The sequence below is a fragment of the Pseudorhodoferax sp. LjRoot39 genome (assembly GCF_964253035.1).
Classification (GTDB): Bacteria; Pseudomonadota; Gammaproteobacteria; order Burkholderiales; family Burkholderiaceae_C; genus Pseudorhodoferax.
In genome coordinates this window covers 7456316-7476604 of sequence record NZ_CAXUQL020000001.1, presented here as the reverse complement: position 1 = coordinate 7476604, position 20289 = coordinate 7456316, and the positions used below count along the sequence as shown (strand labels likewise).

General features: G+C 69.0%; 19 protein-coding genes and 2 pseudogenes. 8 read left to right on the top strand and 13 right to left on the bottom strand.

What is annotated here, in order from left to right:
- Positions 1 to 32 precede the first annotated feature (32 nt).
- From ACSQ4M_RS34880 to ACSQ4M_RS34860, 5 genes are read right to left on the bottom strand one after another with little or no spacing between them, the layout of a single operon-like run.
- Positions 33 to 830, bottom strand: coding sequence for an oxepin-CoA hydrolase, alternative type (locus tag ACSQ4M_RS34880; RefSeq protein ID WP_436193910.1), 798 nt, complete (start codon positions 828 to 830; stop codon positions 33 to 35).
- The gene (locus ACSQ4M_RS34875) at positions 827 to 1966 is read right to left on the bottom strand and encodes an acyl-CoA dehydrogenase family protein (RefSeq protein WP_436193909.1); all 1140 of its coding nucleotides are present in this window, start codon (positions 1964 to 1966) and stop codon (positions 827 to 829) included. The genes ACSQ4M_RS34880 and ACSQ4M_RS34875 overlap by 4 nt, the downstream gene beginning before the upstream one ends.
- A gap of 16 nt (positions 1967 to 1982) precedes the next feature.
- The gene (locus ACSQ4M_RS34870) at positions 1983 to 3179 is read right to left on the bottom strand and encodes an acyl-CoA dehydrogenase family protein (RefSeq protein ID WP_436193908.1); all 1197 of its coding nucleotides are present in this window, start codon (positions 3177 to 3179) and stop codon (positions 1983 to 1985) included.
- A gap of 10 nt (positions 3180 to 3189) precedes the next feature.
- Complete coding sequence (locus ACSQ4M_RS34865; protein WP_436193907.1) at positions 3190 to 4377, bottom strand: acetyl-CoA C-acyltransferase; 1188 nt, start codon at positions 4375 to 4377, stop codon at positions 3190 to 3192.
- 29 nt (positions 4378 to 4406) lie between these two features.
- Positions 4407 to 6524 carry a 3-hydroxyacyl-CoA dehydrogenase NAD-binding domain-containing protein gene (locus tag ACSQ4M_RS34860; RefSeq protein WP_436193906.1) on the bottom strand — a complete coding sequence of 706 codons (2118 nt, stop codon included), beginning with the start codon at positions 6522 to 6524 and terminating at the stop codon, positions 4407 to 4409.
- Between the two features lie 105 nt (positions 6525 to 6629).
- On the opposite strand from ACSQ4M_RS34860, the gene ACSQ4M_RS34855 reads away from it, so the two are divergent.
- On the top strand, positions 6630 to 7523 hold the full coding sequence (locus ACSQ4M_RS34855; RefSeq protein WP_436194123.1) for a LysR substrate-binding domain-containing protein: 894 nt from the start codon (positions 6630 to 6632) through the stop codon (positions 7521 to 7523).
- Here the strand turns inward: ACSQ4M_RS34855 and ACSQ4M_RS34850 are convergent.
- Together ACSQ4M_RS34850 and ACSQ4M_RS34845 are read right to left on the bottom strand one after the other, a co-directional pair.
- On the bottom strand, positions 7520 to 8479 hold the full coding sequence (locus ACSQ4M_RS34850) for an N-formylglutamate amidohydrolase (RefSeq protein WP_436193905.1): 960 nt from the start codon (positions 8477 to 8479) through the stop codon (positions 7520 to 7522). The genes ACSQ4M_RS34855 and ACSQ4M_RS34850 overlap by 4 nt on opposite strands.
- Positions 8457 to 9419: a Bug family tripartite tricarboxylate transporter substrate binding protein gene (locus ACSQ4M_RS34845; protein WP_436193904.1), complete on the bottom strand. Its 963-nt coding sequence runs from the start codon at positions 9417 to 9419 to the stop codon at positions 8457 to 8459. The genes ACSQ4M_RS34850 and ACSQ4M_RS34845 overlap by 23 nt, the downstream gene beginning before the upstream one ends.
- A gap of 108 nt (positions 9420 to 9527) precedes the next feature.
- Here ACSQ4M_RS34845 and ACSQ4M_RS34840 point away from each other — a divergent pair, with 108 nt between their 5' ends.
- The gene (locus ACSQ4M_RS34840; protein ID WP_436193903.1) at positions 9528 to 10448 is read left to right on the top strand and encodes a LysR substrate-binding domain-containing protein; all 921 of its coding nucleotides are present in this window, start codon (positions 9528 to 9530) and stop codon (positions 10446 to 10448) included.
- Between the two features lie 50 nt (positions 10449 to 10498).
- On the opposite strand, the gene ACSQ4M_RS34835 is transcribed toward ACSQ4M_RS34840, so the two are convergent.
- On the bottom strand, positions 10499 to 12628 hold the full coding sequence (locus tag ACSQ4M_RS34835) for a TonB-dependent receptor (protein ID WP_436193902.1): 2130 nt from the start codon (positions 12626 to 12628) through the stop codon (positions 10499 to 10501).
- Positions 12629 to 12740: 112 nt separating this feature from the next.
- Between ACSQ4M_RS34835 and ACSQ4M_RS34830 the strand changes: the two genes are divergently transcribed.
- Both ACSQ4M_RS34830 and infA read left to right on the top strand, forming a co-directional pair.
- Positions 12741 to 13187, top strand: coding sequence for an HIT family protein (locus ACSQ4M_RS34830; RefSeq protein ID WP_436193901.1), 447 nt, complete (start codon positions 12741 to 12743; stop codon positions 13185 to 13187).
- Between the two features lie 215 nt (positions 13188 to 13402).
- Complete coding sequence (gene infA, locus ACSQ4M_RS34825; RefSeq protein WP_056664868.1) at positions 13403 to 13639, top strand: translation initiation factor IF-1; 237 nt, start codon at positions 13403 to 13405, stop codon at positions 13637 to 13639.
- Between the two features lie 3 nt (positions 13640 to 13642).
- Here the strand turns inward: infA and ACSQ4M_RS34820 are convergent, their stop codons facing one another.
- Positions 13643 to 15256: an ABC transporter permease gene (locus ACSQ4M_RS34820; protein WP_436193900.1), complete on the bottom strand. Its 1614-nt coding sequence runs from the start codon at positions 15254 to 15256 to the stop codon at positions 13643 to 13645.
- A gap of 96 nt (positions 15257 to 15352) precedes the next feature.
- On the opposite strand from ACSQ4M_RS34820, the gene ACSQ4M_RS34815 reads away from it, so the two are divergent.
- The 3 genes from ACSQ4M_RS34815 to ACSQ4M_RS34805 are packed head-to-tail and all read left to right on the top strand — an operon-like array spanning position 15353 to position 17212.
- Complete coding sequence (locus ACSQ4M_RS34815; RefSeq protein ID WP_436193899.1) at positions 15353 to 16423, top strand: ABC transporter ATP-binding protein; 1071 nt, start codon at positions 15353 to 15355, stop codon at positions 16421 to 16423.
- Positions 16424 to 16481: 58 nt separating this feature from the next.
- On the top strand, positions 16482 to 16730 hold the full coding sequence (locus tag ACSQ4M_RS34810; protein WP_436193898.1) for a type II toxin-antitoxin system Phd/YefM family antitoxin: 249 nt from the start codon (positions 16482 to 16484) through the stop codon (positions 16728 to 16730).
- A complete protein-coding gene (locus ACSQ4M_RS34805) occupies positions 16730 to 17212 on the top strand; it encodes a type II toxin-antitoxin system VapC family toxin (protein ID WP_436193897.1) in 483 nt (160 codons plus the stop codon). The genes ACSQ4M_RS34810 and ACSQ4M_RS34805 overlap by 1 nt, the downstream gene beginning before the upstream one ends.
- 203 nt (positions 17213 to 17415) lie before the next feature.
- Here the strand turns inward: ACSQ4M_RS34805 and ACSQ4M_RS34800 are convergent.
- A pseudogene (locus ACSQ4M_RS34800) lies at positions 17416 to 17691 on the bottom strand (hypothetical protein); the annotation flags it as partial.
- Between the two features lie 192 nt (positions 17692 to 17883).
- Here ACSQ4M_RS34800 and ACSQ4M_RS34795 point away from each other — a divergent pair.
- A pseudogene (locus ACSQ4M_RS34795) lies at positions 17884 to 18207 on the top strand (amidohydrolase family protein); the annotation flags it as partial.
- 142 nt (positions 18208 to 18349) lie between these two features.
- Here the strand turns inward: ACSQ4M_RS34795 and ACSQ4M_RS34790 are convergent.
- The 3 genes from ACSQ4M_RS34790 to ACSQ4M_RS34780 all read right to left on the bottom strand — a co-directional run bounded on the left by ACSQ4M_RS34790 (position 18350) and on the right by ACSQ4M_RS34780 (position 20281).
- Complete coding sequence (locus ACSQ4M_RS34790) at positions 18350 to 18772, bottom strand: hypothetical protein (RefSeq protein WP_436194127.1); 423 nt, start codon at positions 18770 to 18772, stop codon at positions 18350 to 18352.
- Positions 18773 to 18916: 144 nt separating this feature from the next.
- Positions 18917 to 19807 carry a hypothetical protein gene (locus ACSQ4M_RS34785; protein ID WP_436193896.1) on the bottom strand — a complete coding sequence of 297 codons (891 nt, stop codon included), beginning with the start codon at positions 19805 to 19807 and terminating at the stop codon, positions 18917 to 18919.
- A 120-nt stretch (positions 19808 to 19927) separates the two neighbouring features.
- Positions 19928 to 20281: a hypothetical protein gene (locus ACSQ4M_RS34780; protein ID WP_436193895.1), complete on the bottom strand. Its 354-nt coding sequence runs from the start codon at positions 20279 to 20281 to the stop codon at positions 19928 to 19930.
- Positions 20282 to 20289: the final 8 nt, after the last annotated feature.

The following is a 20289-nucleotide window of genomic DNA, read 5'->3' as shown; positions in this document are numbered from 1 at the left end:
AACAGTCTCCGTTCGTTGTGGATGCGCGATTGTCAGCGTCGGCGCAGCGCGGCGAAGTCCGCTTTGCGCTTGCCAAGGAAGGCGCCGATGCCCTCCTGCGCTTCGTCGTCGCCCTGGCTCTCGACCATGGAGGCGGCTTCCAGCTCCAGCTGTTCGTCCAGCGTGCGCGCGTGCGCGCCGCGGCACAGCGCCTTGATGCGCGCGCTGGCGCGGGCCGGGCCTTCTGCCAGCTGCGCGCCGAGCGCGATGGCAGCGGCCTCGGCCTGGCCCGCATCGACCAGGCGGTTGACGGCGCCCAGCGCATGCAGGCGTTCGGCCGTGACGCGCTCGCCCGTCAGGCACAGCTCGGTCAGCAGCTGGCGCGAGACGAACTCGGCGAGGAAGGAGGTCAGCCCGCCGTCGGGCGTGAGGCCGACCTTGATGTAGGTGGCGCTGAAGAAGGCCGTGCGCGAGGACACGAGCAGGTCGCAGGCCAGCGCCACCGACAGGCCGGCGCCGGCCGCGCCGCCTTCGACGGCCGCGATCACGGGCTTGGAACTGTCGCGCAGCCGGCGGACGAAGCCGTGCAGCAGCTCCAGCCGCTCGCGGCGCTCGTGCGGAGCCATGTCGCGGCGCGTGATGAGCTGGTTCAGGTTGCCGCCGGCGCAGAAGAAGTTGCCCGCGCCGGTCAGCACCACGGCGCCGATGGTGGGGTCGTTCTCCGCGTCAGCCAGGGCCTGGGTCGCGGCCGTGTAGAACTCGGCCGACAGTGCGTTGCGCGCGGCCGGGTTGTTGTTGACCAGAACGAGCACGGCGCCTTCGCGGCGCGTGAGCAATGCGTCGGTCGTCATGCGGCCTCCCGGCCCAGCGCGATGTAGCGCTCCAGGTGGAAGTCCTCGTCGCCGAGCTGGTGGTCGATCATCACGAGCCGCTTGGCGTAGTGCGCCAGCGGCAGTTCCCAGGTCATGCCGATGCCGCCGTGCAGCTGGATGGCTTCCTCGGCCACGCGCGTGCCGATCTTGCCCACGCTGAACTTGGCGGCCGACAGCGCACGCTCGCGCGCGATGCGGTCGTCGCCGTCGATGGCGGCGGCGGCGTTGATGACGGCCGAGCGTGCCTGCTCGACCTCGATCAGCAGGTCGGCCATGCGGTGCTGCAGGGCCTGGAAGCTGCCGATGGGCACGCCGAACTGCTTGCGCGTGCGCAGGTACTCCAGCGTGTCGCGCTTGGCCACTTCCATCGCGCCCAGCGATTCGGCGGCCAGGGCCAGCAGGCCCCAGCCCGTGGCGTGTTCCAGCACGGCCGCGCCGGCGCCCTCGGTGCCCAGCAGCGCGTCGGCACCGACCTGCACGTTCTGCAGCGTGACTTCGGCCGCGCGGCCGCCGTCGATCTTGGGGTAGTCACGCCGGGCGATGCCCTCGGCGTCGCCGGGCACCAGGAACAGCGAGATGCCTTGTTCATCGCCCACGGCGCCAGAGGTGCGCGCCGAGACCAGCAGCAGCCCGGCGCGCTGGCCTTGCTGCACCACGGCCTTGGCGCCCTTGAGCACCCAGCCGTTGGCGTTCTTCTCGGCGCGCGTGGCGACCAGCGTGGGCTCGTAGTGGCTGCCGGGTTCATCGTGCGCGAGCGCCGCCACGGTGCTGCCGTCCACGAGGCCGGCGATGCGCTCCTGTTGCGCGGCGTTACCGGCCTGCGCGATGGCGCGGCCGACCACGAGCGCACCCAGGAAGGGCTCGACCACGAGGCCCTTGCCCAGGCTCTCGAAGACCACGGCCACGTCGAAGCCGCCGCCGCCGAAGCCGCCCACGGATTCGGGGAAGAGTGCGCCCAGCGCGCCGATCTCGGCCAGCTGGTTCCAGTGCTTGTCGCTCGTGCCTTGCGCGCTCCAGGCGATGTGGTCGCGCTCGACGAAGCCGTACTGCTCGGCCAGGTAGCGGTCCAGCGAGTCCGCCAGCATGCGGCGGTCTTCGGTGTGTGTGAAGTTCATGGTGTCGCTCCCCTGCTCACAGGCCCAGGATCATCTTGGAGATGATGTTCTTCTGGATCTCGTTGGAGCCGCCGAAGATCGACAGCTTGCGGTAGTTGAAGTAGCTGGCCGCGGCCGTGGCGGCGGCGTCCGGGCCGAGCGGCTCGTCGCTGTAGCCCTCGTACTGCGCGGCCTCGATGTAGGGCGCGGCATACGGGCCCATCGCGCGGCGGATCAGCGAGAGCATCTCCTGGCGCACCTCGGTGCCGCGGATCTTGAGCATGGAGCTTTCCGCACCCGGCACGGCGCCGTGGGCCGTGGCCGACAGCACGCGCAGGTTGGTGGTCTTCATGTTCTCCAGGTCGATCTCCACCCGCGCCATGCGCGCGGCGAACAGCGGGTCCTGGTCCAGCGGCTTGCCGTTCTTGAGCACCTTGGCAGCGATGAGCTTGAGCTTTTCCATCGTGGCGATGCAATAGCCCACGCCGGCGATGCCGGTGCGTTCGTAGGTCAGCAGGTACTTGGCGTAGGTCCAGCCCTTGTTCTCCTCGCCGACCAGGTTCTCCACGGGCACCTTCACGTCGGTGAAGAACACCTCGTTGACCTCGCGGTCGCCGTCCAGCGTACGGATCGGGCGCAGCTCCACGCCGGGCGCCTTCATGTCCATGAGCAGGAAGCTGATGCCCGACTGGGCCTTGGCCTCGCGGTCGGTGCGCACCAGGCTGAAGATCATGTCGGCATGCTGGCCCTGGGTGGTCCAGGTCTTCTGGCCGTTGACGATGTAGTGGTCGCCCTGGCGCACGGCCGTGGTCTTGACCGAAGCCAGGTCCGAGCCCGCGCCGGGTTCGGAATAGCCCTGGCACCACCAGTCCTCGCCCGACAGGATGCGCGGCAGGTAGTAGTCCTTGTGCGCCTGGCTGCCGTACTTGATCAGCACCGGGCCCAGCATGCTCACGCCGAAGGGCACGATGCGCGGGCCGCCGGCCAGGCAGCACTCGGTGTCGAAGATGAACTTCTCGACCGCCGTGAAGCCGGGGCCGCCGTACTGCTTGGGCCAGTGGTAGGCCAGCCAGCCCCGCGATTGCAGGATGGCGTGCCACTCCTCCTGGTCGGCCTTGGTCAGGCGCTGGCCGGCCTTGACCTTGTCGGAGATGCGTTTGGGCAGCTTGTCAGCAAGGAAGCTGCGCACGTCGTCGCGGAATGCGCGCTCTTCGGGCGTGAAGTTCAGGTCCATGGCGGGGTGCTCAGTAAATTTCGAAGAGGCCGGCGGCGCCCATGCCACCGGCGATGCACATCGACACGACGGCGTACTTGGCCTTGCGGCGGCGGCCTTCCAGCAGCACGTGGCCGGCCAGGCGCGCACCCGTCATGCCGAAGGGGTGGCCGATGGAGATGGCGCCACCGTTCACGTTGAGCTTCTCGTGCGGGATGCCGAGCTGCTGCTGGCAGTAGATGGCCTGGGAGGCGAAGGCTTCGTTGAGTTCCCACAGGTCGATGTCGTCCACCGTGAGGCCGTGGCGCTTGAGCAGCTTGGGGATGGCGTAGACCGGGCCGATGCCCATCTCGTCGGGCTCGCAGCCGGCCACGGCGAAGCCGCGGAAGGCACCCAGCGGCTTCAAGCCCAGGCGCTCGGCTTCCTTGGCCTCGACCACCACGCAGGCGGAGGCGCCGTCGGACAGTTGCGAGGCGTTGCCGGCGGTGATGAACTGGTCGGGCGCACGCACGGGCGCCAGCTTGGCCAGGGCCTCGTACGTGGTGCCGGGGCGGTTGCAGTTGTCCATGGTGGCCGTCACCTCGCGGTGCGTGACCGCCTTGGTCTCCTTGTCGGTGACCGCCATGGTGGTGGTGCAGGGCACGATCTCGTCGTCGTAGACGCCGGTCTTCTGCGCGACCTCGGTGCGGCGCTGGCTTTCGGCCGAAAAGCGGTCCTGTGCCTCGCGGCTGATGCCGTAGCGCGCGGCCACGATGTCGGCCGTCTCGATCATGGCCATGTACAGGGCCGGCTTGTGCTCGACCAGCCAGGGGTCCATGCCCGAATCGCCCGCGTCGGTGGCGCTGCGCGTGCGGATCTGCGAGATGCTTTCCACACCGCCGGCCACGATGGCGGGGGCGCCGGCCGCGATGGCACCGGCGGCGCTCGCGATGGCCTGCAGGCCAGACGCGCAGAAGCGGCTGACCGTGAGGCCGGCCACTTCCAGCGGCAGGCCGGCGCGCAGCGCGACCTGGCGGCCGATGTTGCGGCCCGTGGTGCCCTCGGGGTAGCCGGTGCCCATGATCACGTCCTCGATCAGGGCCGGGTCCAGGCCCGAGCGCTCGACGGCGGCGCGCACGGCGAAGGCCGCCAGCGTGGGGCCGGGCGTGATGTTGAATTCGCCGCGGTGCGACTTGGTCAGCGGCGTGCGGGCGGTAGAAACGATGACGGCTTCGCGCATGGGGGATGTCTCCGGTGGTGGTGTGGAAATCAGGACTTGTTGAGGCTCGCGAAATTGCGGCCTTCGGCGACGAGCTGCACCAGCAGCGGTGCGGGCTGCCAGAACAGCGGGTCTTCCTTGGCGAAGGTCTGGATATCGTCCAGGATCTTCGGCAAGCCGACCTGGTCGGCATAGGCCATGGGGCCACCGCGGAAGCGCGGGAAGCCGTAGCCGTAGAGGAAGGTGACGTCCACGTCGAGCGGGCGCAGCGCGATGCCCTCGGCCACGACCTTGGCGCCCTCGTTCACCATCGCAGCCATGTAGCGGCGCATGATTTCTTCTTCCGTGAAGGCGCGTGGCGTGATGCCGGCGCGCTGGCGTTCGGCGTCGACGATGGCCAGCACTTCGGGGTCTTCCACGCCCGTGCGTGCGCCCTGCGGGTACTGGTACCAGCCGCGGCCGGTCTTCTGGCCGAACCAGCCGCGTTCGCAGATGCGGTCGGCCACCTGCACGTAGCGCGCGTTCGGGTCGCGCGTGGCCGACTTGCGCTTGCGCGTGGCCCAGCCGATGTCGCCACCGGCCAGGTCCGACACCTGGAACGGGCCCATGGGGTAGCCGAAGTTGCGCACCGCTGCATCGATGGCGTAGGGGCTGGCGCCGTCTTCCATCATGTGGTCGGCGGCCTGGCGGTACACGGCCAGGATGCGGTTGCCGATGAAGCCGTCGCAGACGCCGGCGCGCACCGGCACCTTCCTGAGCTTCTTGGCCAGCGCGAAGGCCGTGGCCACCACGTCGGCGCTGACCTTGGCGGGCACCACGATCTCCAGCAGCTTCATGATGTTGGCCGGCGAGAAGAAGTGCAGGCCGATCACGTCCTGCGGCCGGGCGATGCTGGCCGCGATGGCGTCGATGTCCAGGTAGGAGGTGTTGGTGGCCAGCACGGCGCCGGCCTTGCAGACGCGGTCGAGTTCCTGGAACACGGACTTCTTGACCTCGATGTCTTCGAACACGGCCTCGATGACCATGTCCACCTCGGCGAAGGCGGCGTAGTCGGTCGAACCGGTGTAGCGCGCCATGACCTTGGCCTTGGCTTCAGCGGTCATGCGGCCCTTGGCGACCAGGCCGTCGTAGACCTTCTCGACGTTGGCGCGGCCACGCGCGATGGAGGCGTCGTCGCGCTCCACCATGGTCACGGGCAGGCCGGCGTCGAGCGCGGCCACGGCGATGCCGGCGCCCATGGTGCCGCCGCCGACGACGCCGATGCTCTTGAGCGCACGCGGCTCGGCGGCTGCGGCCTCGGGCACCTTGGCCACGTCGCGTTCGGAGAAGAAGGCGTGGATCAGGCCAGCGCGCTGCGGGCTTTCCAGGCACTGCATGAACAGCGTGCGCTCGAACTTGAGGGCGTCGTCGAAGGGCTTGTCGAGTGCGGCTTCCACGGCGTCGACGATGCGGTGCGGCGAGAAGAGGTTCCTGGCCTTCTTGCCTTGTTCTGCGCGCGCGGCGGCGATGGCGGCCCGGCTGGCCTCCACGTCCGCCAGGCCCGCTGCATCGCGCGAACGGCGCGGGCCGGCGTTGGATGCCAGCAGTTCCTGCGCATAGGCCAGGCCCTCGGCCAGCGTGTCGTCGCTCCGGGCCAGCCGGTCGATGAGGCCGAGCTGGAGCGCTTCGGCAGCGCCCACATGGCGGCCCGTCAGCATGATGTCGAGTGCGGCGGCGGCGCCCACCAGGCGCGGCGCGCGTTGCGTGCCGCCGGCGCCGGGCAACAGGCCCAGCAGCACTTCGGGCAGGCCCAGCTTGGCGTTGGCCACGGCGATGCGGTAGTGCGCGGCGATGGCCACTTCCAGCCCGCCGCCCAGCGCGGCGCCGTGGATGGCGGCGACGACGGGTTTCTTCGACGCCTCGATGCGCTTGCAGACATCGGTCAGCAGCGGCGGTTGCGGCGGCAGGCCGAACTCGCGGATGTCGGCGCCCGCGATGAAGCTCTTGCCAGCGCCCACGATCAGCACGGCGGCCACGGCGGCGTCGGTCTCGGCACGCTCCATGGCCTCTTGCAGGCCGCGCCGCACGGCGGCACCCAGCGCGTTGACGGGCGGGTTGTCCACGGTGACCAGCAGCACCTTGCCGTGCAGCTGGGTGCGCACCACTTGTTCGTCCGGCGTGTTTGCCATGGCGTTGTCTCTGAGCGTTGGGGAGCGGGCATTGTTGGTTCGCGATTCCGGTTTGACAATGGCATAGACTTCAAACACACCGTCAAGCCGATTTGAACAATGAGCCTGGATGTCCAGTCCCTGACCCTGCTGGTCCAGATCCTGGACGCCGGCAACCTGGCCGAGGCCGCGCGCCGCATGAAGATGAGCCGCGCCAACGTGAGCTACCACCTGAACCAGGTCGAGCGCGCCATCGGCCAGCAGCTGATCCGCCGTACCACGCGCCGGCTGGAAGCCACCGAGATCGGCCTGAAGCTCTACGAACATGGCCGCGTGATCCAGAACGAATTGCTGGCCGCGCGCGAATCCATCGCCACGCTGGGGCAGGACTTGAGCGGCCGCGTGCGCCTGTCGGTGCCCAGTGGCTATGGGCAGCTGGCCATGTCGCCCTGGCTGCTGGAGTTCAAGCGCCAATACCCGGCCATCGTGCTCGACGTGCTGTTCGAGAACCGCGTGGAAGACCTCATGCGCGACGAGGTCGACGTGGCCGTGCGCGTGCTGTCCGAGCCGCCGCAGAACCTGGTGGCGCGCGACCTGGGGCCGGTGCGCTTCGTAGCCTGCGCCTCGCGCGACTACGCCGCGCAGGCCGGCCTGCCGCAGCGGCTGGAGGATCTGCAGCACACGCCGCTGCTGACGGCCGCCGTGATCGGCAAGCAGCTGCGCCTGGCCGCGTACCAGGGCGAGGAGCGGCACGAGGTGCTGATCGAGCCCACGCTGATCTCGGAGAACTTCATGTTCCTGCGCGACGCCGTGCTGGCCGGCCTGGGCGTGGGCCTGGTGCCCGACTACACGGTGCGCGACCTGGTGCAGGCCGGCACCGTGGTGACGGCGCTGGACGCCTGGCGGCTGTCGATCTTCGGCACGCGCATGCACCTGTTGTACATGCCGAACCGGCACCACACGCGGGCGATGGCGACCTTCATCGAGTACGTGTTGCAGCGGTCGCGGGACGCGGGCTAGCCGCGCGGGTCGGTCGCCAGCAGTTGCTCGACCAGGGCCCGCAGGTCGGCCTGCAGCCGCGCGCTGCCCTGCGGGTCGAGCGCCAGCGTGCGCTCGTCCATGTAGAGCTTGCGGTTGATCTCCACCTGGATGCTGTGGCACTGCCGGGCCGGCGCGCCGTGGCGGCGCACCAGTTCCACGCCCTTGTACGGGTGGTTGTAGTCCACGCTGTAGCCACGCGCGCGCAGGAACTCGCAGATCCGGCGCGACAGCGCCGGGCTGGCGGTGCTGCCGTCGCGGTCGCCGACCACGAAGTCCGCGTGGTGCAGGCCCGGATGCAGCGTGGCGTGGCTGGCGGCCACGGCGGGCATCGAGTGGCAGTTGATGTGGATGCAGTAGCCGTGGCGCGCGTGGGCGGCGTCCACCTCGGCCGCAACGGCGGCGTGGTAGGGCTGCCAGCAGCGCGCGATGCGGGCCTCGACCTCGCCCACGCTGAGCGCGCGGTCGTAGATGGGCTGGCCGTCGTCGGTGCACTTCCAGACCAGGCCCTTGCCCAGCCGCACCTTCTGCAGCACCACCGGGTCGGTGGTGACAGGGTGCGGCCAGGGGGCGTCGAGCAGGCCGGTGTCCAGCTCGGTGGTGTCGCGGTTGGCGTCCAGGTAGCTGCGTGGGAAATGCGCCTCCACCCAGCCCACGCCCAGCGCCGGCGCGAAGGCGTAGAGCTTCTCCACGTGCGTGTCCTCGGCCTGGCGCAGCGTGGCCAGCGGCAGCGCTGCGCCGAAGTCGGCCGGGTAGACCGTGCCGCTGTGCGGCGAGTCCAGCACCACCGGTGTGCGGCCGGGGATGCGGGTCAGCATGGTGGCGCTTTCCGCGCCATCGGCGCCCTCTGCGGCCTGGCCCTGGTGCCGGCCGTGGATCAGAATCAGCACCGGCGAGGAGCCGCCCCGCGGCGTGTCAGTCGAGCTTGATGCGTGCATAGGCAGCGACCTTTTTCATCTTCTCGATCTCGCGCACGATCTGCTGCGAGAACTCGGCCGGCGTGCTGCCGGAGGGGTACAGGCCCTGGCCGGCCAGGCGGTCGCGCACATCGGGTTCCTGCACCGCCGTGGCCACGGCGCGCTGGATGCGGACCACCGCGTCGGCCGGCGTGCCGGCCGGCGCCACCAGGCCGAACCACGAGGGTTCGTTGGCCTGCGGGTAGCCCAGTTCGGCGTAGGTGGGCACCTCGGGCAGCACCGCCAGCCGCTGGGGCCAGGACACGGCCAGCGCCTTGAGCTTGCCGGCCTTCACGTGCGGCAGCGAGGAGGCCACCTGGTCGAAGTACACCGCGACCTGGCCGCCCAGCACGTCGTTGATGGCCGGGCCCGCACCGCGGTAGGGGATGTGCACCATGCTGGTGCCCGTGCTGCTCTTGAACAGCTCGCCCCACATGTGGCCGATGGTGCCGTTGCCCGGTGTGGCGTAGGACACCTTGCCCGGGTTGGCCTTCAGGTAGCGCACCAGGTCGGCGCAATCCTTGATCGGCAGTACGGCCGGGTTGATGACGATGACGCCGGGCGCCTTGACGATCTCGGTCACGCCGACGAAGCCGGCCACCGGGTCGTAGGGAAGCTTGTTGAACACGGCCGGGTTCACCCCGTGCGTGGACAGCGTGGCCACGCCCACGGTGAGGCCATCGGCCGGTGCGCGCGCCACTTCGGCCATGCCGATGGAGCCGCCGGCGCCGCCGCGGTTCTCGATCACCACGGGCACGCCGAGCAGACGCTGCAGCGGCTCCTGCAGCGAGCGGCCGGTGATGTCGGTGGCACCGCCGGGCGGGAACGGAACGATGATGCGCAGCGGTTTGGACTGTGCGAAGGACATTCCAGGTGCGACAGTTGCTGTGGCCAGGGCAGACAAGACGGTACGGCGTTGCATGGTGAAAGCTATCCTTTTCAAGAGGAAGTATCGGTGGAGGAGGACCTGGTTTGAGCAACTGCTGTGCCTAAAATCATTCCAATTAGGAATGTTTTATGGAGTGGGAACATGTCCCTGCGCCGCCTGCACCCCCCCTTGCACCTGCTGCGTACCTTCGGCACGGTGGTGCGCTTCGGCGGCATCTCGCGCGCGGCCGAGGCGCTGCACCTGACGCAGAGCGCCGTGAGCAAGCAGGTGCAGGAGCTGGAGCGCTGGATCGGCGTGGACCTGTTCGAGCGCAGCCGCAAACGCCTGGTCCTGACACCGGCCGGCGAACGCTACGAGAAGGTGGTGACCGGCCTGCTGGCGCGGCTGGAGGAGGCCACGCTGGAGCTGATCACCGACAGCGAGGGTGGTGGCGCACTGCACCTGTCGGTGCTGCCGACGCTGCTGGCCAAGTGGCTGATCCCGCGGCTGCCGCAGCTGCGCCGCCAGCAGCCGCAGATCACGCTGCAGTTCGTGCCCTATGTCCAGGGCTACGACTTCGCCGATCCGGCGCTGGATTGCTCCATCCTGTTCGGTGACGGGCACTGGCCCGGCGCGCGCAGCCATTACCTGGCCGGGCGCGACGTGGCCCTGATCGCGCCGCGGCGCGGGCTGGGCGAAGCCGAGGTCCGCATGGCCCGGGATGTGGGGCGCTGCACGCGGCTGCGCCATGTGAGCGTGCCCACCGCCTGGCAGGACTGGTGCGGTGCGCACGGCGTTGCCGGCATCGACGCGCTGGCCGGTCCGCAGTTCGACCAGTTCCAGACCATGGTGCGCGCCGTCATGGCCGGCATGGGGGTGGCCCTGGTGCCGCGCTGCCTGGTGCAGGACGAGATCGACGCGGGCAGCGTCGAGGAGCCCCTGGGCCAGGCCGGCGGCTATGTCTGCGACCTCGGCTACTGGCTGTGCTACCCGCAGGCGCGCGCCCAACTGGGCAAGCTGGTGGGCTTTCGCGAATGGCTGCTGACGCAGGCGGAGGCGGAGCCTGCGGGCGCGCCGTCCTAGGCGGAAGGCGTCGTCAACGCGAAGGCCGCCTTGGCAAGCCCTGCCGGACGTCAGAACGACACCGTGGCCGACAGCTTGGCCGTGCGCGGGGCGCCGGCCATCACGAAGCCGTCGCCGAACAGCCCGATCCAGTAGTTCTTGTCGGTCACGTTCTCCACGCTGGCGTTGAAGCGCACGGGTGTGTTGCCGAACTTCGTCGCGTAGCTCGCGTTGAGGTCCAGCCGGTTCCACGAGGGCACCTTCAGCAGGTTCTTCGAGTCGGCCCATTGCGAGCCCGTGTAGATGATGCGGCCGCCGATCTTGAGGCCGGCCACCGGGGTCTGCCAGTCCGCGCCGATGCGCGCGCGCCATTCGGGCACGCCGTAGGTGTCCAGGCCGGTGTGGCGCTGCTCGGACTGGATGTAGGTGATGCCGCCCAGCAGTGAGACGGTCTGCAGCACCTGGCCGTACATGCTCCATTCCAGGCCGCGCAGGCGTTGTTCGCCGTCGGCGCGCAGCGCGGGGCGGGTGGCCCCGATGTCGACGCTGATGAATGACGGCCGCTTGATCTGGTAAGCGCTGACGGTGTGGGTCATGGCACCCGCCTGCAATTTCACGCCCAGCTCCATCTGCTTGGTCAGCCTGGGTGGCAGTGCTTCGTTCTCGTTGGCGTAGGTGACGCTGACCACCTGGCCCGGCTCCAGGCCTTCGGTGTAGTTGCCGAACAGCGAGAGCCAGTCGCCCCAGGGGCGCACTACGGCCGCGACCATGGGCGAGAAACGGCTCTTGCTGTAGCTGCTCGCCGCGCCGCTCACCAGCGGCGTCTTGACGGTCTGGTGGCGCCCGCCCAGCGTCAGCAGCACCTTCTCATCGGCGAAGGCCAGGGTGTCGGCGATGGCCAGCGAGCGGAAGTCGTTTTCGGTGGTGTAGCGGGTCCAGGCCGGCGCGGCAGGGAAGGTCGGCGTCACCGGGTCGTACATGTTGGTCGTGTAGCAGTAGTTGCAGGCCGTGTTGACCGAGCCTTCCTTGTGCTTGAGCACGTTGGCCGACAGCTGCAGCCGGTGCTGCACGCCGCCCGTGGCGAACTTGCCGATCACGCCGGTCTCGGCCGTGCGGCGCTCCGACTCGGTGTGCACGTTGTAGATGGCGCCGCGCGTGGTGCCGTCCGCGCCCGTCACGTAGGCGCGCGTGCCGAACAGCAGGCCCTGGCCCTTGGCCTCGGAGCCACCCAGCGCGAGGTAGCCCTGCCAGTCGGCATTGAAGTCGACCTCGGCGCGGGCCAGCAGGCCGCTGTTGTCGTAGCGGCCGTGCGTGCCGCGGAACATGTTGGTGTCGCCGTCCGGTGGCGACAGCAGGCGGCCCACGCCCGGGATGGCCGTGGTGCCCAGGAAGTTGAACATCCCCGGGCTGCCGTTCTCGATCTTGTTGACGCTGTCGTAGACGTCCAGCGAGAAGCGCGCGCGGTCGCCCTGGTAGTCCAGCGCCAGCGCGCCGACACGGCGGGTCTGGCTTTCGTCCTTGGCGCCCATCTCGCCGTCGCCGTAGACACCGTTGAAGCGCAGGCCCAGGCGCTTCTCCTCGCCGAAACGCTTGCCCACGTCGGCATGGGCCTGAAAGTAGGAGTGCGTGCCGTAGGTCAGCGTGAGGTCGGCGATGGGCTGGGCCAGCGCGCGCTTGGTGACCATGTTCACGGTGCCGGCCACGCTGGAGCCCGGTGGCATGCCCGAGAGCAGCACGTTGGGGCCGCGCAGCACCTCGATGCGCTCGAACATCTCGATCGGCACGGCGTTGGCCGGAGCGATGCCGTACAGGCCGTTGGTGGCGATGTCCATGGCGCCCATGTCCAGGCCGCGCAGGTTGAAGTTCTGCAGCAAATGGTTCTTGTTGGTGGTGAAGACCACGGCAGGGTCGTTCTCCAGCACGTCCTGCAGCGTCAGCGCCGACCAGTCCTCGGCCAGCTCGCGCGTGTAGGCGTTGACGTGCACGGGTGCGTCCATGATGGAGGTGGCGCCCAGAATTCCCAGGCGCGCGCCCGAGGCGGCCTTGTTGCCGGCGGCCCGCGTCGGCAGGTCTTCGCGCTCGTACTTGCTGCGCACGTTGACGGGGTCCAGCGTGCCGCTGGTCTGGGCGGTGGCGCAGGCACTGAAGGCGAGCAGTGCGAGCGCGATGGGCGTCGGTCGAAGGAGGTGGCGTGCGTGCATGGAGTCAAGGCCTCGGATGGCATTCAAATGAAAAGTATTCTCATTTGAATGTTATCAAACCGAGCTTGGCGGGTGGGCGCCGCTACCATGCCGCGCAAAGGAGACTGCCCGCATGCCCATGTTCGTCGACCACTCGCCGCCCGGCCAGTGCATCTTTTGCCGCCTCGTCGCTGGCGAGATCCCGTCCGCCAAGGTCTGCGAGGACGCGCTGACCGTCGCCTTCATGGACATCGGCCAGGTCAACCCTGGCCATGTGCTGGTGGCGACCAAGCGCCATGCGGTCACCCTGCTGGACATCACGCCCGAGGAGGCCGCCGCCGTGCTACAGACAGCGCAGCGCGTGGCACGCGCGGCGCAGGCCGCGTTCGATCCGCCCGGCATGACGCTGTTCCAGGCCAACGGGCCGGTCGGCGGGCAGACGGTCTTCCACTTCCATCTGCATGTGCTGCCGCGCCACGAAGACGACGGCATGGCGCTGGCCTGGCCGCGCAAGGAGCCAGGCGGCGCGGTGCTGCAGGACTACGCGGCGCGGCTGCGCGCGGCGCTGCAAGACGGCTGAGGCCACAGCCCGCGCCCGTGCGCCGCCCGCGTTCTGGAGCATGCCCGCCAGGTCCTGATCCGTTAGACTTTCGCCCGCATTTGCGGGTCCGTGGCGTACACGTGCGGCCTCGCCGCTGGAGCGGCCCTGGTCGCGCAAGACGTTTCCGATGGATGGGGATGGCCTGCCGGGCTTGGCACGGTGGGTCGAAAGGCAAAACAGACCGAAAGCTGACGATGGCCAAGGAAGACCTGATCGAGATGAACGGCGTGGTCGAGGAAGTGCTGCCCGACTCGCGCTACCGCGTCGTACTGGAGAACGGCCACAGCCTGGTGGCCTACAGCGCCGGCAAGATGCGCAAACACCACATCCGCATCCTGGCGGGCGACCGCGTGACGCTGGAACTCTCGCCCTACGACCTCAGCAAGGGCCGCATCAAGTTCCGTCACCTCGAGACGCGCGGGCCGCGCTGAGCGTCATGTCGGCTTGCTGCGCAGGGTGCGGCTCAGCAGCACCACCGGCAGCAGGCCCACCAGCACCAGCGCCAGCGAGGGCAGGGCGGCCTCGCCCAGGCGCTCGTCGCGAGCCAACTGGTAGGCCACCACGGCCAGCGTGTCGGTGTTGAACGGCCGCAGCACCATGGTGGCGGGCAACTCCTTCATCACGTCCACGAACACCAGCAGCGCCGCCGCGGCCGCCGAGCGGTGCAACAGCGGCCAGTGCACGCGCGCCATCAGGCCGAATCCGCCCGTGCCCAAGGTGCGCGCCGAATCGTCGAAGCTCTGCGGAATGCGCGCGTAGCCGCTCTGCATGGACTGCAGCGCCACGGCACAGAAGCGCACCAGGTAGGCCCAGACGATGCCCAGCGCGGTGGCCGTGACCCAGTAGGCCGCGCCCAGCTGGGGCATGGTCTGCTGCAGCCATCCCACCGGCAGCAGCAGCCCGACCACGATGACGGCGCCCGGCACGGCATAGCCCAGGCCCACGAGTTGCACCGCGGCGCGCTGCAGCTTTTGCGGCGTGCGGCGCACGCAGAAGGCCAGGAACAGCGCCAGCGCCACGGCAATCGCCGAGGTCAGCGCGCCCAGCCAGATGCTGTTGGCGGCCCACTGCACGAAGCGGTCCCAGGGCAGCACCGACCAGTCGGCCGCCAGCGGCCGCAGCATGAAGGCCACGGGCAGCACGAAGCCCATCAGCACCGGGAACACGCACAGCGCCTGCGCCAGCCACTGGTGCCAGCCGCGCAGCACCAGGGGCCGGCCATCGTGGCTGCCGGCGCGCCCGCGCGTGCTGGCAAAGCGCATGCGTGCCTGGGCACGTTGCTCCAGCGCGAGCAGCACGACCACGAACACCAGCAGCATGGTCGCCAGCTGGGCCGCGGCGATGCGGTTGTCCATGGCCAGCCAGGCCTTGTAGATGCCGGCCGTGAAGGTCTGGATGCCGAAGTAGCTGGACACGCCGAAGTCGGCCAGCGTTTCCATGAGCGCCAGCGCCGTGCCGGCCGCAATCGCCGGCCGCGCCATCGGCAGCGCGACCTGGCGGATGCGCCGGGCCAGCGGTGCGCCGAGCAGGCGTGCGGCCTCCATCAGGTGCGCGGCGCGCTCGGCCAGCGCGGTGCGCGCCAGCAGGTACACATAGGGGTACAGCGCGAACGTGAACACGATGGCTGCGCCGCCCAGGCTGCGCACCTCGGGCAGCACGCGCCCACGCAGATGGAGGATGTCGCGCAGCCAGGTCTGGGCCGGGCCGCCGAACTGCAGGAAATCGGTGTAGGCGTAGGCCACCACATAGGCCGGCATGGCCAGCGGCAGCAGCAGCGCCCATTCCAGCGTGCGCCGGCCGCGGAAGTCGAACAGCGTCACGCAGGCCGCGGCGCCCGTGCCGATCAGCACCACGCCCACGCCGACCATGGCCGACAGGCCCAGGGTGGTGGCGATGTAGCCTGGCAGCACGGTCTGGCGCAGCTCGCGCAGGATCTGCGCCGTCTGTGCATCCCATTGCGTCCAGGACGCCAGCACGGCCAGCACGGGCAGCGTGAGCAAGGTCGCGACCAGCAGCATGCAGGGCAGGGACAGCCAGCGACGGGGCATCGTGGGAAGGGAGGAGAGAAGAGAAGCGGGGGCGTGCGGCGGCTGCTGCGCCGAGGATGAGAATTGTACGCATCACGCTGCCTACAATCGCCGACCATGTTCCTGGATGTCTCCCACCTGGTCGTGCAGTACGCCGGCCGCACGCGTCCGGCCGTGGCCGATGTGAGCTTCGGCCTGGCGGCCGGCGAAATCGGCGTGCTGATCGGCCCCTCGGGCTGCGGCAAGACCACCTTGCTGCGCACCGTGGCCGGGCTGGAGCCGGCGCAGGGCGGCGAGATCCGGCTGTCGGGCACGCCCGTCAGCGCGCCGGGCCTGCAGCTGCCGGCCGAGCAGCGCCGCATCGGCATGGTGTTCCAGGACTACGCGCTGTTCCCGCACCTGGACGTGGGCCGCAACGTGGGCTTTGGCCTGTCGGCCATGCCCAAGGCCGAGCGCGCCGCGCGCGTGGCCGAGGTGCTGGAGCTCGTGGGCCTGGGCGGTGCCGAGCGGCGCGCGCCGCACGAACTGTCAGGCGGGCAGCAGCAGCGCGTGGCGCTGGCGCGCGCGTTGGCGCCGCGGCCGCAGCTCATGCTGCTGGACGAGCCCTTCTCCAACCTCGACGTGGAGCTGCGCGAGCGGCTCGCGCACGAGGTGCGGGCCATCCTCAAGGCGGCCAAGACCACGGCGCTGTTCGTGACGCACGACCAGTTGGAGGCCTTCGCGATCGGTGACGCGATCGGCGTGATGCACGAGGGGCGCTTGCACCAGTGGGCCGACGCCTACACCCTGTACCACCGGCCTGCCACGCGCTTCGTGGCCGACTTCATCGGCCATGGCGTGTTCGCGCCGGCCACGGTCTCCACGGTGGATGGGCGTGTGCTGCTGGAAACGCCGCTGGGCCCGGTCAACGGCGCGGCTGCGGCGCAGGCCGCCGCCAGCCTCGCGCAAGGCGGCCCGCAGGACCTGCTGCTGCGTGCCGACGATGTGGTGCACGACGACGACGCACCGGTCAAGGCCGAGGTGATCCGTAAGGCCTTTCGTGGCTCGGAGTTCCTGTACACGTTGCGGTTGGCTTCGGGCGAGACGGTGCTGGCGCATGTGCCCAGCCACCACGACCACCGCATCGGCGAGTGGATCGGGGTACGGGCGGATCTGGACCATGTGGTGATGTTTCCGCGGGGCGGGTAGGGCTGTGCGCCAGGTGACGGGCGCACCTACAATGTACAGACTGTACGGAACTGCCGACATGACCTTGCACACCATTGGACTCGAACAAGGGCGCAGCACCTTGCCCGACCTGGCCTCGCGCGCGCATGCCGGCGAGCCCAGCCTGTTGATGCGCCATGGCAAACCTTACGCGGCCATCGTGCCGCCCGAGATGCTGGCGCAGGCGCGGCCGCGTGCGCGTTTCCTCGCGCTGCGCGGCACGGGCCGGGGCTTGTGGGGTACTTCGCCAGCGGAGGCTGTGGCGGAACTGCGCGACGAGTGGGCCTGATGGCGGCTGCGCGCGCGCCGGCCCGCAAGAAGTCCGCCGGTGCGATAGCGGCGGGTATCTGGGGCGGCTTGCAGCAGGGGGATCTCGTCGTGGTGGATTCGGCGCCGCTGATCTACCTGCTGGACGGGCATCCGGCGTTCGCACCCCTCTTCGAAGGATTGTTCGAGGCCTACGAGCGCGGCAGCGTGCGGATTGCGCTGTCGACCATTGCCGTGGCCGAGGTGCTGGCAGGTCCGTTCAAGCACGGCCAGGAAGCGCTGGCCAAGCGCTACGAGAAGGTGCTCGCGGACTTCGAGCTCGTGCCCGTGTCGCAGGACATCGCCGTGACGGCCGCACGCCTGTGTGCCGGCACGGGGCTGCGCCTGCCCGACGCCTTGCAGGCAGCCACCGCGCTGGAGATCGGCGCTGTTGCGTTGGTCACGCACGACCGCGATTTTTCGCGGCTCGCGGGGCTGCGGGTGATCGTGGGGAACGGCGCGTAGTTCAGCCGTTTGGCCGCGCGCGCGTCGCCGCCGGCATGGGCCTGGGTGCCGTTCAGTTGCAGGTCGCGCCCGGCCGACAGCACCAGGTCGTCGCCGGCCCCGATCTGGCCCGCATGGGCCTGGCGGCTGCTGCTGGTGACGCTGGCGCGCCCCATCTGCATGCGGCTGTCGTGTCCGCTGTCCAAGGTGCCGAAGACGATGTCGCGGCCGGCCTGCACGCTGGCCGTGCCATCGGTCGCGATGTGCCCGGCGGTGTCCTGCACGTCCTGCCCCGCCTGGATCTGCAGTGTCCGGCCGGCCTCGATGCGCGCGGTGTTCGACAAACCGGTGTGGCTGCCGACGACGCTGGCCTGCGCATTCGACGCGCTCCAGTCCTGCGTGATCGCCAGGCTCTCGTTGCGCACGTCCCGCGCGGCCACCAGCGCCACGTCCTGCCCTTGCACCGTGCCGCCCTGGTTGACGATGTCGCGGCTGGCCACCAGCACCGTGCGGCCCGTGGGGCTGCTGCATTCATGTATGTATCGGTGGAAACTGGCATCCGAGCGCAACGGGAGCTTCAGCGGCCAAGTAGGTGCTGCGCGGCCGCGACGGGCCGGTAGCGTTCCGGCTTCTGGGAGCGGCGCCAAGGTGGGGCCGCCGGACGCTCACAGGGCATCGCCAAGGTGCGCCAGATGCTGGACGCCGGCGTGCCGCTGGCGCTGGGCGTGGACGGCTCGGCCTCCAACGACACCATCAACATGTTCCTGGAGACGCGCCTGGCGCAGCTGCTGCAGCGCGCGGCGCCGGCGCGCTACGGTGCCGAGCCGCCCGGCGGGCGCGGCGGCTTCAGCGGTTCGCCCGCGGCCCTGAGTGTGCGCGAGGCGCTGGCCATGGCCACGCGCGGTGGGGACCGGGTGCTGGGCCGCGACGACGTGGGCCATCTGGCGCCGGACATGAGCGCCGACTTCATCGCCGTGAAGATGGACCAGCTGGCCTTTGCCGGCACCCAGCGCGACCCGCTCGCCGCGCTGGTCATGTGCGGGCCGTTCCCCGTGGACCACAGCTTCGTGCACGGTCGGCAGCTCATCGCCCACGAGAGTTCACGCAGCTCGACGTGGCCGAACTGCTGGGCCGGCACCGGGGCACGGTGCGGCGGCTCTACGGAGCGGTGTCGTAGCGGCGCCGGCGGTGGTCCTTGTCGTCACCGCAGAGCAGGGCCGGCGTCGTCTGGACGGGCGTCGTGCCGACCGTGCCGTCTGCGGCCGGGACGATCTCGCGCACCCGGACCCAGCAATAGTTCCGTTCGAGCTGCAGGCTCACGTCGTAGTTCTTGCCCGGGCCGGGCACGAAGGAGGCACCGACCGGGCCGCAGCGCGGGGCGCCCACCTCCTTGGAGCCCCAGGCCATCTCCATGGTCAGCACCTGCCCGCCCGGGACGTGGTACTCGTTGAACGACAGCGGGGTGTCTTGCGTGCGTGGCAGGCCGGCGGTCTTGTTGGGCAGGAACTGCACCCACCCGCCCGTGTGGGTCGACACCGTCGGATGTCTACCCTTGCCATAGCAGGTTCTGCCCAGGTGCATGGCGGCGCGGGATCCACTCCAGATGCGGACCCCGGCGGCGTCGGCGGCATCGGATTCGGCAGACGGCGCGGGTGCCGACGCGCATCCGGCCAGCACTGCCGAGAGAAGGAGGCTTGGGCGCAGGTGCATGGTCGGCATGGTGCGTCAACGGCGGATGGGCCGGGCACCCAGCGGGATGGCCGGTTCGGTGTCTTGCGGCGGCGGTGCCTGGCGTGGTGGCGGTGCCCATTCCACGAACGGCGGCGCGGGGGCGGGCGTGATGGGCTCCAGCTTCACCGAGCGCACGAGCTCATAGAAGATGTTCTGCATGCGCACGTGCTCGGCGGGGAACTCCACCAGCGAGCGCAGGTTTGCGCTGAACTGCATCGCAAGCCAGTAGGGCGTGTCAGGAATCGGCAGCGTCCAGTACTCGATGGTTCTGGTCTCCTTGACGCCAGGGCCCATGTCCAGCGGGGGCACTTTGCGGACCAGCCAGGTCAGCCCATTGACCTGCGTGGGCACGGCGTCTTCGATCCATTTGTCGGTGCCGAAGGCGGGGTTGGGCTTGAGGATCCACAGTGCCATGCCATGGGGGGAGTCGGGCAGGGGCTGGGCGCAGAACGGCTTGTACCCATCGCGCTCGAAGCCGTCGGGGACGTGGCCGATGACGTAGTTGTCCAGGTTGAAGTAGAAAATCCCGCTCTGCAGGGTGGTTTGCAGGTCCATGACGTAGTAGATGCGTCCGCCGCGGTCGTAGAGCGCCAGGTTTTCGTCGTACTCCAGTTCCGGGTGCCCCGGAACCGGATGCTTGCGGAAGAAGTTGGTCCCATGCCCGCACGGTCGGATCCTTGTTCCCTGGATCCAGGAGTGGCGAATACGCCATTTCTCGGCAAAGCGGAAAGAGTAGTGGCGTCCAATGCTCACGGGGCCTTTTGGTATGGGCCCGCTGGGCAGATAGATGTTGTCGTCGGTCGAGGTGCCGAGGAGATTGCCGCAACTGCTCGACGCCAGAGCAGCAATCAGCAGCATGGCGAGTTTGATCGCTTGGCGCATCATGGTGTGTTCTCCGAAGGCAGGGTTTGGCCGTTGCGATAGGACTTCACGTTTCCCGCGACCGGTGCGGTTTGGGATGGCGGCCTCAAATCGGAAGTGCAACACCCCTTGAAGCGCCAGTTCTCAATTATTTGGATTGATCTGACGAACCGAAAAGGCGCTTTCACAGTTGGCGGATGGATATCGCATGATGGTTTCAATTCGTTGTTTTCTGTCATCCAGATCTGCTACTAGTGATATTCCGCTGTCTCGCAGGCAGTAGAGGATTACTTGTTCTGTTCTTTGTTTTTCGATCCATCCATGCTGCCGAACGAATCTTTGCATTTCTGCTGCGTTGTTATTGATGGATTTTTCGCAGTTCATTTCTATTGTAAGGCTCGATCCTGTAAATTTCCTCTGTATGTTTTTGGGACTTTGCTTGCACATTTCAATCAAGGTTTTTTGCTGGGTGTCCATCTGCGAAGTCTTTTCTGTCATGTCTTTCG

Coding starts and splice junctions, on each gene's coding strand:
- ACSQ4M_RS34805 (WP_436193897.1), top strand. CDS start 16,730: ATGGCGGCTGCGCGCGCGCCGGCCCGCAAGAAGTCCGCCGGTGCGATA.
- ACSQ4M_RS34785 (WP_436193896.1), bottom strand. CDS start 19,807: ATGATGCGCCAAGCGATCAAACTCGCCATGCTGCTGATTGCTGCTCTG.
- ACSQ4M_RS34835 (WP_436193902.1), bottom strand. CDS start 12,628: ATGCACGCACGCCACCTCCTTCGACCGACGCCCATCGCGCTCGCACTG.
- ACSQ4M_RS34810 (WP_436193898.1), top strand. CDS start 16,482: ATGACCTTGCACACCATTGGACTCGAACAAGGGCGCAGCACCTTGCCC.
- ACSQ4M_RS34845 (WP_436193904.1), bottom strand. CDS start 9,419: ATGCAACGCCGTACCGTCTTGTCTGCCCTGGCCACAGCAACTGTCGCA.
- ACSQ4M_RS34780 (WP_436193895.1), bottom strand. CDS start 20,281: ATGACAGAAAAGACTTCGCAGATGGACACCCAGCAAAAAACCTTGATT.
- ACSQ4M_RS34865 (WP_436193907.1), bottom strand. CDS start 4,377: ATGCGCGAAGCCGTCATCGTTTCTACCGCCCGCACGCCGCTGACCAAG.
- ACSQ4M_RS34820 (WP_436193900.1), bottom strand. CDS start 15,256: ATGCCCCGTCGCTGGCTGTCCCTGCCCTGCATGCTGCTGGTCGCGACC.
- ACSQ4M_RS34870 (WP_436193908.1), bottom strand. CDS start 3,179: ATGGACCTGAACTTCACGCCCGAAGAGCGCGCATTCCGCGACGACGTG.
- ACSQ4M_RS34840 (WP_436193903.1), top strand. CDS start 9,528: ATGTCCCTGCGCCGCCTGCACCCCCCCTTGCACCTGCTGCGTACCTTC.
- ACSQ4M_RS34880 (WP_436193910.1), bottom strand. CDS start 830: ATGACGACCGACGCATTGCTCACGCGCCGCGAAGGCGCCGTGCTCGTT.
- ACSQ4M_RS34790 (WP_436194127.1), bottom strand. CDS start 18,772: ATGCACCTGGGCAGAACCTGCTATGGCAAGGGTAGACATCCGACGGTG.
- infA (WP_056664868.1), top strand. CDS start 13,403: ATGGCCAAGGAAGACCTGATCGAGATGAACGGCGTGGTCGAGGAAGTG.
- ACSQ4M_RS34815 (WP_436193899.1), top strand. CDS start 15,353: ATGTTCCTGGATGTCTCCCACCTGGTCGTGCAGTACGCCGGCCGCACG.
- ACSQ4M_RS34830 (WP_436193901.1), top strand. CDS start 12,741: ATGCCCATGTTCGTCGACCACTCGCCGCCCGGCCAGTGCATCTTTTGC.
- ACSQ4M_RS34850 (WP_436193905.1), bottom strand. CDS start 8,479: ATGCACGCATCAAGCTCGACTGACACGCCGCGGGGCGGCTCCTCGCCG.
- ACSQ4M_RS34875 (WP_436193909.1), bottom strand. CDS start 1,966: ATGAACTTCACACACACCGAAGACCGCCGCATGCTGGCGGACTCGCTG.
- ACSQ4M_RS34860 (WP_436193906.1), bottom strand. CDS start 6,524: ATGGCAAACACGCCGGACGAACAAGTGGTGCGCACCCAGCTGCACGGC.